This is a genomic window from Pseudomonas sp. C8002 (genome assembly GCF_013385765.1).
Taxonomy (GTDB): Bacteria; Pseudomonadota; Gammaproteobacteria; order Pseudomonadales; family Pseudomonadaceae; genus Aquipseudomonas.
This window is the reverse complement of record NZ_JACAPJ010000008.1, coordinates 192,477-205,065: the sequence shown is the minus strand read 5'-3', so window position 1 is coordinate 205,065 and position 12,589 is coordinate 192,477. Positions and strand designations below refer to the sequence as shown.

Genomic DNA, 12,589 nt, shown 5'->3' with positions numbered 1-12,589 from the left:
ATGTTAACTGCCTGGCACGCGAGGTGCCAGTCAGTTAGGTGTTGCTTAAGCTGCTACCACAACAACGCGTACGGTTGCTTCGACTTCAGCGTGCAGGTGCACGGCTACATCGAATTCGCCAACGTTGCGGATGGTGCCGTTCGGCAGACGAACTTCGCTCTTCTGCACTTCAACGCCGGAGGCGGTCAGTGCATCAGCGATGTCGTGGGTGCCGATCGAACCGAACAGCTTGCCTTCGTCACCGGCGGTGGCAGTGATAGTCACTTCCAGCTCAGCCAGTTGGGCAGCGCGAGTTTCGGCCGAAGCTTTTTTGTCTGCTGCTGCTTTTTCCAGCTCGGCACGACGCTCTTCAAACGCAGCCAGGTTGGCAGCGGTTGCAGCGGTGGCTTTGCCGTATGGCAGCAGGTAGTTACGACCGTAGCCGGCCTTAACGTTCACTTTGTCGCCCAGGTTGCCCAGGTTGGCGACTTTTTCCAGAAGGATCAGTTGCATGTGAAAATCCTCTAACTTTTAACCTTCACCGTTCGCGTTATCGGCGTCTTTCGGCGCCAGACGACCGCGAAAATCAATCAGGCCGTCGACAATGGCCAAGACCACGAGTAACGGATAGATCAGCTGCATGAACAGCAACAGCGTCACGTACAACCCCACCAGCCAGAATCTGCCCAGTCGCTTTTGCGCCACCAGCCCATGAATCAGGGACAGGCCGGCGAATACCAGCGGTACGCTGCACAACGGCACCAACAGCGCCAGGCCAAAAGTCGGCCCGACCACCATGAACGCCAGCAGCAACATCGCCGGTCCAGCGGGGATTCTGATACTGCGAAACTCGCGACCAAAACCACCCGGGTTATACAACAACGCCTGCCAGTAACGCCCAAGAATCAGGCTCAGCAAGCTGACAATCTGCAACAGTGCCGCTATCAGGCCGGTAAGCATCGGTGCAACCACTGACGCAAAGCGCGCTCGCTCCTCTACCGATAACTGCTGGTAGAGATCCCCGAGGGCCAGCGGCAGGATCTTGATGATCTCCTGCGCCAGCGCCTCGATTTGCGGGCGGAAAGCCGCGCCAAGCGCCAGTGAATACACCAACCCCAATGCCACGCTGACCAGCAGCGTACGGACCCAGGACTCACTTGCGCGCAAAACCAACGCAAGGGTCGATGAACCGAGCAGTACCAGAAGTACCCGTGGATCATCGAATTTCAACCACCAGACCAAGGCCGGCAGTATTCCCAGGGCAAGAACGCCAAGGGCGTCCTTCAAACCGCGCCGCAGAAGCACAAGGCAACCCGCGGCAGCACCCAACCAATACAACAACGGCAATGCTGCACATCCAGCCACTACCAGAGTGGCCTGCACACGACCGCGCATGATGAACTCAGCTAAGGCGCGCATGCATTCAATCCCTTACTACTTGTCGACTGCCCGGTCTCAGCGGCCGTGGCTGTCGGTGTAGGCCAGCAGGGCCAGGAAGCGGGCGCGCTTGATAGCGGTGGCCAGCTGACGCTGATAACGAGCTTTGGTACCGGTGATGCGGCTTGGAACAATTTTGCCGGTCTCGGATACGTAGGCTTTCAGAGTGTTGAGATCTTTGTAATCGATCTCCTTCACGTCTTCAGCGGTGAAGCGGCAGAATTTACGACGACGGAAGAAACGTGCCATTTGATAGGCTCCTTAAAAGGTCCGTGGATTACTCGTCAGCGTTATCGCTGTTGTCGCTGTCATCACTATCAGCGCTTTCAGCGCCTTCGTGCTCAGGACGGTCGCGACGCTCACGGCGCTCACTGCGGTTTTCTTCAGCCTTGAGCATCTCGGATTGGCCGGTAACGGCTTCTTCGCGACGGATGACCAGGTTACGGATCACTGCATCGTTGTAGCGGAAGTTGTCTTCCAGCTCGGCCAGGGCCTTGCCAGTGCACTCAACGTTCAGCATCACGTAGTGAGCCTTGTGAACATTGTTGATTGCGTAGGCCAGTTGACGACGGCCCCAATCTTCCAGACGGTGGATTTTGCCGCCGTCTTCTTCGATCAGCTTGGTGTAACGCTCTACCATGCCGCCGACTTGCTCGCTTTGATCCGGGTGGACCAAAAAGATGATTTCGTAATGACGCATGAATGCTCCTTACGGGTTGTAGCCTGCCGCTCAAAAACGGTCAGACAAGGAGTGAATGACACTTATGGATCTTGCCGAAGGGAGGCACATGCGTGCCTGCCATGAAGGCAAGGGGCGCAATTGTAGAGAAGGGGGAGAAAGGGTGCAAGGTGATTGGTGATTATTTGAACAGCCCCCATACACCACAAAAACAAATGTGGGAGGGGGCTTGCTCCCGAAAGCGATGTGCCAGTCACCAAATGCACTGACTGATACACCGTATTCGGGAGCAAGCCCCCTCCCACATTTTGACCTGCGCCAGACTTGGTTATTTCTTGGCTTTAGCCTTGGCGCCGCGCTGGCGCTGGGCTTCGAACAGGCAGACGCCCGTTGCGACTGAAACGTTGAGGCTGCTGACGCTACCGGCCATAGGCAGGTGCACCAGGTAATCGCAATGCTCGCGGGTCAGGCGGCGCATGCCCTTGCCTTCGGCCCCCATGATCAGGATGGTCGGGCCGGTGAGGTCCTGGTCATAAATGCTGACCTCAGCCTCCCCCGCCGTACCCACGACCCACAGGCCGCGCTGCTGGAGTTTCTCGAGGGTGCGCGCCAGGTTGGTCACGGCCACCAGCGGAATCACTTCCGCCGCACCGCAGGCGACTTTACGCACTACAGGCGTCAAGGTTGCCGACTTGTCTTTAGGCACGATCACCGCCAACGCACCGGCAGCATCCGCCGAACGCAGGCAGGCGCCGAGGTTGTGCGGATCGGTCACGCCGTCGAGCACCAGCAACAGCGGTGCGCCTTCGGTGCGGTCGAGCAGCTCGTCGAGCATCGCTTCGCCCCAGACCTGGCTTGGACTGACGTCGGCTACCACGCCCTGGTGAACGCCTTCGACCCAGACGTCCATCTCGCGCCGCTCGGCCTGGCCGATGGCAACTTTGTTCTGATTGGCCAGTTCGACCAGCGCTTGAACACGCGGCTCACTGCGGCCTTCTGCCAACCACACCTGCTTGACGCGTTTCGGGTGGTGACGCAGCAATGCTTCTACGGCGTGTACGCCGTAGATTTTTTCCAGACTCATGACTTGGCCTTAGGTTTGCGCGACCCGCCGCTTTTCGCGGGGGCCGAACCCGCTTTTGGCGGGCCTTTACGGTGTTTACTCGGCTTGCTCGACGGCTTTTCCGCCTCGCGGGACTTTCCCCCAGACGCCGCTTTACCACCGCTTTTGGCTTCGTTGAGCAACTGCTGCTTCAACTCGCGGCTCTTGCGCAGCTCGGCGTTTTTCGCCGCGGCATCGCTAGGGCGGTAGGCTTCGGGGGCCTTGTCCTTGGCAGACGAACGACGCGCAGGCTTGGCTGGCGCAGGCTCGGCGACCGCTGCTTTCGCAGGAGCGCCTTTGCCTTTGCTAGCCGGGGCTGCAGTTTCGCCGCCACGTTTTTTACGGCCAGTCGGTTCAGCCGGCTTGTCAGGCATACCGAAATCGATCTTGCGCTCGTCGAGGTCGACGCGCATGACCTGCACTTCCACGGTATCGCCCAGACGGAAGCTGCGACCGGTGCGCTCGCCCGCCAGGCGGTGATGCACAGGGTCGAAGTGGTAGTAGTCGCCCGGCAAGGCGGTGACATGCACCAGGCCCTCGACGTAGATGTCGGTCAGCTCGACGAACAAACCAAAACCGGTCACGGCAGTGATCACGCCCGGGAACGACTCGCCCACGCGGTCTTTCATGAACTCGCACTTGAGCCAGTTCACTACGTCGCGGGTGGCTTCGTCGGCACGGCGCTCGCTCATGGAGCACTGCTCGCCCAACTGTTCCAGGGCCGCTTCGTCGTACGGATAGATCCGTGCCTTCGGAATGGTCATGGCACCAGCACGCTTGACGTGCGGGGTGTTCTGCTTGGAATGGATCACGCTGCGGATCGCCCGGTGCGTGAGCAAGTCCGGGTAACGACGAATCGGCGAGGTGAAGTGGGTGTACGCTTCGTAATTCAGGCCGAAGTGGCCCTGGTTATCGGCGCTGTACACCGCCTGGCTCAGGGAGCGCAGCATGACGGTCTGGATCACGTGGTAATCCGGACGGTCCTTGATGCTCGCGAGCAGAGCCTGGTAGTCCTTCGGCGTCGGTCCGTCCTTGCCTTTGTGCAGGGACAGGCCGAGCTCACCGAGGAACGCGCGCAGCTTCTCCAGACGCTCCGGCGGCGGGCCGTCGTGCACCCGGTACAACGCAGGAATCTCGTGCTTTTTGAGGAACTCTGCGGTGGCCACGTTGGCCGCCAGCATGCATTCCTCGATCAGCTTGTGAGCATCGTTGCGCGTGGTCGGGGTGATTGCGGCGATCTTGCGCTCGGAACCGAAGACAATCCGGGTTTCCTGAGTTTCAAAGTCGATCGCGCCACGCACGTGACGAGCGCCCAACAGCACCTTGTACAGCGCGTAGAGCTGCTTGAGGTGCGGCACGACATGCCCGTACTCACCGCGCAGGGCCTTGGCCTCGCTGGTTTTCGGCTGTTCCAGGATGGTGCTGACCTTGTTGTAGGTCAGGCGCGCCTGGGAGTGAATCACCGCTTCGTAGAACTGGTAGTCGGTCATTTCGCCGGTTTTCGAGATGGTCATCTCGCACACCATGGCCAAACGGTCGACTTTCGGGTTCAGGGAGCACAGGCCGTTGGACAGCTGCTCAGGCAGCATCGGGATGACGCGCTCGGGGAAGTACACCGAGTTGCCGCGCACCTGGGCTTCGTTGTCCAGGGCCGAACCGATCTTCACGTAGCTGGACACGTCGGCAATCGCGACGAACAACTTCCAGCCGCCGGAGAACAGGCGCAGTTTGCCAGGCTTGGCTTCGCAGTAGACCGCATCGTCGAAGTCGCGGGCATCTTCGCCGTCAATGGTGACGAACGGCAGATGACGCAGGTCGATGCGCTTCTCTTTGTCTTTTTCTTCGACTTCCGGCTTGAGCTTGGCAGCTTCTTTGAGCACAGCCTCAGGCCAGACGTGAGGGATATCGTAGGTGCGCAGCGCAACATCGATTTCCATGCCCGGCGCCATGTAGTTGCCGACCACTTCAACGATATCGCCCTGTGGCTGGAAGCGCGCAGTTGGCCAGTGGGTGATTTTCACCTCGACGAACTGGCCGACCTTGGCAGCGCCATTGCGGCCCGGGGTGATCAGCACTTCCTGCTGGACCTTCGGGTTATCCGGCACGACAAAACCGATGCCGCCTTCTTCGAAGTAGCGACCAACAATGGACTCGTGGGCACGGGACACCACTTCGACGATCACGCCTTCGCGGCGACCGCGACGGTCGAGGCCGGAAACGCGCGCCAGGGCACGGTCGCCATCGAACACCAGGCGCATTTGCGCCGGGCTCATGAACAGGTCATCGCTGCCGTCGTCCGGGATCAGGAAGCCGAAACCGTCACGGTGGCCGGCAATGCGACCGAGGATCAGGTCGAGCTTATCCACCGGCGCATAGGTGCCTCGGCGGGTGTAGATCAACTGGGCATCGCGCTCCATGGCGCGCAGGCGGCGACGCAGGGCCTCGAGTTGGTCTTCGGTGGTCAGACCGAACTCTTCAACCAGCTGCTCGCGGCTAGCAGGCGAACCCCGATCGGCGAGATGCGCCAGGATCAGTTCGCGGCTAGGAATAGGGTTTTCATATTTTTCCGCTTCACGAGCGGCCTCGGGATCGAGGGACTGCCAATCGGCCATTAGAGAGTTTTCACCTTGTCTATATGCGGGTTAGTTTGGCATACGCGTATTGAAACGGGAAATTTCAGGTGTCGACAAGCCCGTAAAAGCACTTTGTAGCCCTTGGAATGCACCTTGCGCGACCGTCGGCGAAATATTCCAGACTTTTTTCATGGCAGGGCTTTACAGCTCAAAATAGCCTCCGTATAGTGCGCGCCATCGACGACGGCAACGTTGTTGATGCTGCCCAGGTGGTGAAATTGGTAGACACGCCAGCTTCAGGTGCTGGTGATCGCAAGGTCGTGGAAGTTCGAGTCTTCTCCTGGGCACCAATTTCAAACTCAAGGTTATGCCTTGAGTCTCCAAAAACCCGCGAAAGCGGGTTTTTGCGTTTCAGGCCTTTGATTTTTAACAAGAATCTTGATTTATATTTTTGAATCAGGGGTTTACAGATCAAAAAGCCCTCCGTATAGTTCGCTCCATCAACAGCGCAAGCGTTGATAATGCCCAGGTGGTGAAATTGGTAGACACGCCAGCTTCAGGTGCTGGTGATCGCAAGGTCGTGGAAGTTCGAGTCTTCTCCTGGGCACCAAATTCAGATCAAACCCGCGAAAGCGGGTTTTTTCGTTTCCGGGGTTTGAAAAACTGACCGGTGATTCCCCCCCTCGTCCGCACTTGAGAAGTTTTATCGTTTATCCTTGTAAGGATTTGTTGCACTCAAGTGAGGAAAACCCCGGATGATGATCCGCGATACCCGTCTCAAGACATCCCTTCTGCGTGGCCTGACCATCACTCTGCTCGGCCTGACCCTGCTCTCGCCCGCTGCCTATTCTGCCGACAAGGTTGCACTGACCTTGTACAACGGCCAACACAAGGAGGTCGGCGATGAACTTGCCAAGGCCTTCGAAGCCAAGACCGGCATCCACGTCAATGTGCGCAAGGGCAGCAGCAACCAGCTGGCCAGCCAGGTCGTCGAAGAAGGTGACCGCTCCCCTGCCGACGTGATCTACACCGAAGAATCGCCGCCGCTGAATAAACTCGGCGAGCAAGGCCTGCTGGCAACCATCGACGCCAGCACCCTCGACGTCCTGCCGAAGGAATACGTGGCCGCCAACGGCGCCTGGATGGGCGTAACCGCACGCACCCGCGTCGTGGCCTTCAACCCGAAGCTGATCGCCGAGAAAGACCTGCCCAAGTCGGTACTGGATTTCGCCGGGCCCGAGTGGCAAGGCAAGGTCGGTTTCGTGCCCACCAGCGGCGCGTTCCAGGAACAAGCCGTAGCGATCATCAAGCTGCACGGTCGCGAAGCGGCTGAAGAGTGGCTGACCGGCCTGCGCGCTTTCGGCAAGGTCTACAGCAACAACATGGTTGCGCTCAAGGCCGTGGAAAATGGCGAAGTCGCCACTGTCTTGGTGAACAACTACTACTGGTTCGCCCTGAAGAAAGAAAAAACCAACCTGGATTCGCAGCTGCACTACTTCACCAACGGCGATGCCGGTGGCCTGATCACCGTGTCTGCCGCGGCTGCACTGAAATCCAGCAAGCATCCAAAGGAAGCCCAGCAACTGCTGGCATTCATGGCCAGCGAAGAAGGCCAGCGGGTGATCACCAACACTTCCGCCGAATACCCGCTGCGCAAGGGCATGGAATCCAACCGCGGCCTCAAGCCTTTCAGCGAGCTGCAACCGCCGAAAGTCACCCCTGCCGACCTGGGCAACGCCGAAGAAGCCCTGGAACTGGAACGTGACGTTGGCTTGAACTGATGAACCCATCGCTCCCCGCCCTCGCCTTGCGCGGGGGTTTTACGCCGAGACGCAAACGCCCTTCGATCTGGTTGCTGCTACCAGTCCTGCTGCTGGTAGGCCTGAGCCTGTTGCCGCTGGCGTATGTCGGCCTCAAGGCCTGGCAGGCAGGATGGGCCGAGGCGGTGCATTTGCTGTGGCGGCCCTATGTATTCGGGTTGCTGCGCAACACCCTGGCGCTGATGGTCGGCGTCACCGTGGCCTGCGGCGTGATCGGCTTGTCCCTGGCCTGGCTGCTGGAACGCAGCAACCTGCCGGGACGGCGGATCTGGGGAGTGATCCTGTGCCTGCCGTTCGCGGTGCCGGCGTTTGTCAGCAGCTTTACCTGGGTTTCGTTAAGCGCCAACTTTGAAGGGTTGGGCGGAGCGATCCTGGTGATGACCCTGTCCAAATACCCACTGGTGTTTCTGCCGGTGGCGGCAACCCTGCGCAATCTTGATCCATCCCTGGAAGAATCGGCCCGCACCCTTGGCCTGAATCGCTGGGGCGTGTTCTTTCGCATCACCTTGCCTTTACTGTGGCCGTCACTGCTGGCCGGGGCACTGTTGATTGCCCTGCATATGCTGGTGGAGTTCGGCGCCTTGTCGATCATTGGCTTGCAGACGTTTACCACCGCGATCTACCAGCAATTCGAGCTGGAGTTCAGCAACGCCAATGCGGCGATGCTTTCGGCGGTGCTGCTGGTGATGTGCCTGACGCTGCTCTGGCTGGAGCTGCGGGTGCGCGGCAAGGGCCGGCACGTGCGTACCGGCCAGGGCGCGGCGCGGCATGCCGAACAGGTTCGACTCGGCAAATGGGCGGCGCTGGGGCAGCTGTATTGCCTGCTCCTGGCGATCATCGGCAGCGGCATTCCACTGGGCATGCTCGGTTATTGGCTGGCAGTGGGCAGTTCGGCGGCATTTCCGATAGCCGAGATCAGCGAGGCGCTGCTTTCTTCGCTGGCGCTGTCCCTGGGTGGCGCCGCGCTTTGCCTGTTGTTTGCCGTGCCGGTGGGCTTGCTGGTGGTGCGCTACAAGGGCCAGCTCGCACTGTGGGCCGAACGCCTGCCGTACCTGCTGCACGCCCTGCCCGGCCTGGTGATTGCGCTGACACTGGTGTATTTCGCCCTGCATTACGTACCGGCGCTGTATCAAACGTCGGCATTGCTGCTGATCGCTTATGCGCTGCTGTTTTTGCCCCTGGCCCAGGCGCCGATCCGCACGGCGCTGAACAAGGCAGCACCCCAGCTGGAAGAGGCGGCGAGAACGCTGGGCGCGTCGTCGTTCAGTGCGTTTTGCCGGGTGACGCTGCCGATTATTTTCCCGGCATTGGGGGCGGCGTTTGCGCTGGTATTCCTGGATGCGATGAAGGAATTGACGGCGACGTTGCTGCTTAGTCCGACCGGGCTGAACACCTTGGCAACTGCCGTGTGGGCGCACACCTCGAATGTGGAATTCGCGGCAGCGGCGCCCTATGCGGCATTGTTGATTCTAGTGTCGGGGCTGCCGGTGTATCTGCTTACGACGCGGATGTATCTGAGCCGCTGAAATAGCTTTCGCGAGCAAGCCCGCTCCCACATTTGCTCGCATTCCAGAAGTGGAACTCGGTCGAATGTGGGAGCGGGCTTGCTCGCGAAAGGGCCGCACCAGGCGATATCAAGCCCGGAACTGCCCCAGGCTCGCCTTCAACTGCGCCGCCAACCCATCCAGCACTTTGCCACTGGCTGTAGTCTCTACCACCGCCTGAGCGGCCCGCTCTGCCTGGGCATGGATGATTTCCACCCGCCCACGCACCGCATGCGCACCCTGCGCCTGATGCTCAGCCGCCCGCGTCGCCAGGCCAATCGCTGCATGCACCTGCTCCACCGAGGCCTGTACCGACTGCTGCAGGCGTACACTGTCGCGTAATACCAACAAACCTTCGCTGGCCTGGCGCCCGGCCTTGCCGATGGTTTCCACGGCCTCACGGGCGCCTTGCTGCAAGGCCACGATGTGGGCCTGGATGTCGCCGGTAGAACTCTGGGTTTTACTGGCCAGGGCGCGAACCTCGTCCGCCACCACCGCAAAGCCGCGCCCGGTCTCACCGGCTCGCGCCGCCTCAATAGCCGCGTTGAGCGCCAGCAGGTTGGTTTGCTCGGCAATCCCGTGGATCACCGTCAACACCACCTCGATCTGCTCGCTCTGCTGCGCCAGCCGCTCGATCACCTTGGAACCGGCCTGCACCTGCCCCGCCAACGCCTCGATCAAGCTGCCGACTTCGGCTGAAGTGCGGGAATTTTCATCAGTCGCCTGGCGAATATCCACCACCTGCTGCAAGGCCGCCTGCATCGCATGGCTTTCCGCCTGGGCCTCATCCGCCATTTGCGACAGCGCCCGCAGGCTTTCGGCAACCTCATCACGCTGCAAGCCGGCGGCCGCATCGGCACCCGCATTGCGCAGGGTCATCGCGCCGATTTCCACACCGGTACGCTGGGCCACATCACCGGCTTCACGCACGATCGGCTGCAACTTATCCACAAAGCGATTGACCGCCGAGGCCATGTCGCCGATTTCGTCCCGGCTGTTGATCTGCACACGCTTGGTCAGGTCGCCCTCGCCTGCCGCCAGATCGTCCATCGCTGCAATCAGCAGCTTCAGGCGATTGACCACCCGACGGCCGAGCACTACAGCAATCAACAGCAATACACCAAAACCTACCACCGCCAGGCCCATGCCGATGCGCCAGCGCAAGGTGCCCGCCGCCTCTTGCACGGCGCTGGTGGTATTGGCGGTCATCTGGGTGGCGGTGGCTTGCGCCGACTGCAAACGCGCGCCCATGGCCGCCGCGCTGTCAGCCGCGGCACCCTTGAGGCTGTCGCCCACCAACTGGTCACCGCTGGCAATCAGTGCAGCAAAACGCTTGTCCAGCGCGGCCAGGTCAGCCTCGACCGAGGCAGTCGAAACCCCCATGCGGACCTTGCCGATCTCTACGCCATTGGGGCTGATGGACGCTTCGACGTAGAACACCGAGGGATCATTCTTCGCCGCATCCAGCACTTTATCCAGGGCACGTTCGCCCTTGCCCTTTTCCAGCAGCGCCTGGTTGATCGGGTTTTCACGATTGAGGTAACGGGTCAGGTGCTCACCAGCCGCGTCGTCATACACCACAAACAACACGTTGGGATTGCGCTGGGCTCTGCGGGCAAACTCAGACAGCGTCGGCACGTCGCTGTCCCACATGGCGCGCGGCGCCACCGAGGCGAGCAGTTGCGCCATGTCATTGGCAGAGTCCTGCAGGTCTTTTTCTAGGGTCGCACGCAGTTGCTTCTGCTCTTCCTGCAGGCGCGTGGAAAGCCCCGCCGTCAGACGCTGGCGCGTGCTGGAAGACAGACTGTCCAGGCTGGATGTCACTTCCTTGCCGGCTTGCGCCAACTCGCCGGACAGTTTCTGGCTGTCGACGCCCAGGCGATTGCCCAAATCAGCTTCCAATGCAGTGACGGTGCTTCGCGTCAGGGCGACGGCCACCAGTACCTGCACCAAAAGAGCGATACCTAGGGTAACGAACACCGGCCGCAACAGCCGGCTTTGTAACAATGAGAGAACGGCAGACACTGGGAATCCCTCCACCACGGGTGCCATTAATTTGATAGCACCGCGAAAGAAAGAACCATAGCAAGGGTCGTGCCGTTTACCAGGCGGAAACGACAAAGGGCTCCCGAAGGAGCCCTTTGCTTTTTACATCAACAGCTTATTAAGCGAACGGGTGACGCAGAACGATGGTCTCGTTGCGGTCCGGGCCCGTCGAAATAATGTCGATCGGCGCACCGATCAGCTCTTCGACGCGCTTGATGTAAGCGCGGGCGTTGGCTGGCAGTTCTTCCAGGGTCTTGGCGCCCACGGTCGATTCGGTCCAGCCTGGCACTTCTTCGTACACAGGCTGCAGGCCTACGTAGCTGTCCGCGTCAGTCGGGGCAACGTCCTTGCCTTCCGCATCCTTGTAGCCGATGCAGATGTTGATGGTTTCCAGGCCGTCGAGTACGTCCAGCTTGGTCAGGCAGATGCCCGAGATGCTGTTCACATCGATAGCGCGACGCAGGATAACGGCGTCGAACCAGCCACAACGGCGGGCACGGCCGGTCGTCGCGCCGAACTCGTGGCCTTGTTTGGCCAGGTGCGCGCCGACTTCGTCGAACAGTTCAGTCGGGAATGGACCCGAACCTACACGCGTGGTGTATGCCTTGGTGATGCCGAGGATGTAGTCCAGGAACATCGGGCCAACGCCCGAACCCGTCGCAACGCCGCCAGCGGTGGTGTTGGAACTGGTGACGTACGGGTAGGTGCCGTGGTCGATGTCCAGCAACGAGCCCTGGGCGCCTTCGAACATGATGTCTTTGCCGGCGCGACGCAGGTCGTGCAGCTCGGCAGTCACGTCCAGCATCAGCGGCTTGAGCAGCTCGGCGTATTCCTTGCACTCGGCCAGGGTCTTTTCAAACTCGATGGCCGGCTCTTTGTAGTAACCCACCAGCATGAAGTTGTGGTAATCCACCAGTTCACGCAGCTTGTCTTCAAAGCGCGGCATGTTGAGCAGGTCGCCCACACGCAGGCCACGACGTGCAACCTTGTCTTCGTAGGCCGGGCCGATGCCGCGACCGGTCGTGCCGATCTTCAGCTCGCCACGGGCCTTTTCACGGGCCTGGTCCAGCGCAACGTGAAAGGACAGGATCAGCGGGCAGGAAGGGCTGATACGCAGGCGCTCGCGCACTGGCACGCCTTTCTCTTCCAGCTTGGTGATCTCGCGCAGCAGGGCGTCAGGTGCAACCACCACGCCGTTGCCGATCAGGCACTGCACGCCTTCGCGCAGTACACCCGACGGGATCAGGTGCAAGACGGTTTTTTCGCCATCGATGACCAGGGTGTGGCCAGCGTTGTGGCCACCTTGGTAGCGCACTACGGCGGCAGCATGTTCGGTCAGCAGATCAACGATCTTGCCTTTGCCCTCATCACCCCATTGGGTGCCCAGGACTACGACATTCTTACCCATA

General features: G+C 60.4%; 10 protein-coding genes and 2 tRNA genes. 4 read left to right on the top strand and 8 right to left on the bottom strand.

The window, feature by feature from the left end; all coding sequences use genetic code 11:
• Window positions 1–45 precede the first annotated feature (45 nt).
• The 6 genes from rplI to rnr form a co-directional block, all read right to left on the bottom strand.
• The gene (gene rplI / locus HX814_RS14690; protein WP_003171376.1) at window positions 46–492 is read right to left on the bottom strand and encodes a 50S ribosomal protein L9; all 447 of its coding nucleotides are present in this window, start codon (window positions 490–492) and stop codon (window positions 46–48) included.
• A gap of 18 nt (window positions 493–510) precedes the next feature.
• Window positions 511–1,398 (bottom strand): hypothetical protein, encoded by an 888-nt coding sequence (locus HX814_RS14685; RefSeq protein WP_003217488.1) that lies wholly within the window; start codon window positions 1,396–1,398, stop codon window positions 511–513.
• 36 nt (window positions 1,399–1,434) lie between these two features.
• The gene (gene rpsR / locus HX814_RS14680; RefSeq protein WP_002551829.1) at window positions 1,435–1,665 is read right to left on the bottom strand and encodes a 30S ribosomal protein S18; all 231 of its coding nucleotides are present in this window, start codon (window positions 1,663–1,665) and stop codon (window positions 1,435–1,437) included.
• A gap of 28 nt (window positions 1,666–1,693) precedes the next feature.
• Window positions 1,694–2,116, bottom strand: coding sequence for a 30S ribosomal protein S6 (gene rpsF, locus HX814_RS14675; RefSeq protein ID WP_003217491.1), 423 nt, complete (start codon window positions 2,114–2,116; stop codon window positions 1,694–1,696).
• A 307-nt stretch (window positions 2,117–2,423) separates the two neighbouring features.
• Window positions 2,424–3,179: a 23S rRNA (guanosine(2251)-2'-O)-methyltransferase RlmB gene (gene rlmB, locus HX814_RS14670; protein ID WP_003217493.1), complete on the bottom strand. Its 756-nt coding sequence runs from the start codon at window positions 3,177–3,179 to the stop codon at window positions 2,424–2,426.
• Window positions 3,176–5,809: a ribonuclease R gene (gene rnr, locus HX814_RS14665; protein WP_008439093.1), complete on the bottom strand. Its 2,634-nt coding sequence runs from the start codon at window positions 5,807–5,809 to the stop codon at window positions 3,176–3,178. The genes rlmB and rnr overlap by 4 nt, the downstream gene beginning before the upstream one ends.
• 224 nt (window positions 5,810–6,033) lie before the next feature.
• On the opposite strand from rnr, the gene HX814_RS14660 reads away from it, so the two are divergent.
• The 4 genes from HX814_RS14660 to HX814_RS14645 all read left to right on the top strand — a co-directional run bounded on the left by HX814_RS14660 (window position 6,034) and on the right by HX814_RS14645 (window position 9,116).
• Window positions 6,034–6,120 (top strand) — tRNA-Leu (locus tag HX814_RS14660).
• Window positions 6,121–6,293: 173 nt separating this feature from the next.
• A tRNA-Leu gene (locus HX814_RS14655) sits at window positions 6,294–6,380 on the top strand.
• Window positions 6,381–6,525: 145 nt separating this feature from the next.
• Complete coding sequence (locus HX814_RS14650) at window positions 6,526–7,551, top strand: extracellular solute-binding protein (RefSeq protein WP_008439094.1); 1,026 nt, start codon at window positions 6,526–6,528, stop codon at window positions 7,549–7,551.
• Complete coding sequence (locus HX814_RS14645; RefSeq protein WP_008439096.1) at window positions 7,551–9,116, top strand: iron ABC transporter permease; 1,566 nt, start codon at window positions 7,551–7,553, stop codon at window positions 9,114–9,116. The genes HX814_RS14650 and HX814_RS14645 overlap by 1 nt, the downstream gene beginning before the upstream one ends.
• A gap of 108 nt (window positions 9,117–9,224) precedes the next feature.
• Here the strand turns inward: HX814_RS14645 and HX814_RS14640 are convergent, their stop codons facing one another.
• Together HX814_RS14640 and HX814_RS14635 are read right to left on the bottom strand one after the other, a co-directional pair.
• Complete coding sequence (locus HX814_RS14640; RefSeq protein ID WP_008439098.1) at window positions 9,225–11,159, bottom strand: methyl-accepting chemotaxis protein; 1,935 nt, start codon at window positions 11,157–11,159, stop codon at window positions 9,225–9,227.
• 139 nt (window positions 11,160–11,298) lie between these two features.
• Entirely contained in the window at window positions 11,299–12,588 is a 1,290-nt protein-coding gene (locus tag HX814_RS14635) for an adenylosuccinate synthase (protein ID WP_010213605.1), read from the bottom strand.
• Window position 12,589 lies beyond the last annotated feature (1 nt).

Excerpts from the sequence above, each read along its gene's own strand:
- rpsR (WP_002551829.1), bottom strand. The coding sequence starts at position 1,665 with ATGGCACGTTTCTTCCGTCGTCGTAAATTCTGCCGCTTCACCGCTGAA.
- HX814_RS14645 (WP_008439096.1), top strand. The coding sequence starts at position 7,551 with ATGAACCCATCGCTCCCCGCCCTCGCCTTGCGCGGGGGTTTTACGCCG.
- rlmB (WP_003217493.1), bottom strand. The coding sequence starts at position 3,179 with ATGAGTCTGGAAAAAATCTACGGCGTACACGCCGTAGAAGCATTGCTG.
- rpsF (WP_003217491.1), bottom strand. The coding sequence starts at position 2,116 with ATGCGTCATTACGAAATCATCTTTTTGGTCCACCCGGATCAAAGCGAG.
- HX814_RS14650 (WP_008439094.1), top strand. The coding sequence starts at position 6,526 with ATGATGATCCGCGATACCCGTCTCAAGACATCCCTTCTGCGTGGCCTG.
- rnr (WP_008439093.1), bottom strand. The coding sequence starts at position 5,809 with ATGGCCGATTGGCAGTCCCTCGATCCCGAGGCCGCTCGTGAAGCGGAA.
- HX814_RS14685 (WP_003217488.1), bottom strand. The coding sequence starts at position 1,398 with ATGCGCGCCTTAGCTGAGTTCATCATGCGCGGTCGTGTGCAGGCCACT.
- rplI (WP_003171376.1), bottom strand. The coding sequence starts at position 492 with ATGCAACTGATCCTTCTGGAAAAAGTCGCCAACCTGGGCAACCTGGGC.
- HX814_RS14635 (WP_010213605.1), bottom strand. The coding sequence starts at position 12,588 with ATGGGTAAGAATGTCGTAGTCCTGGGCACCCAATGGGGTGATGAGGGC.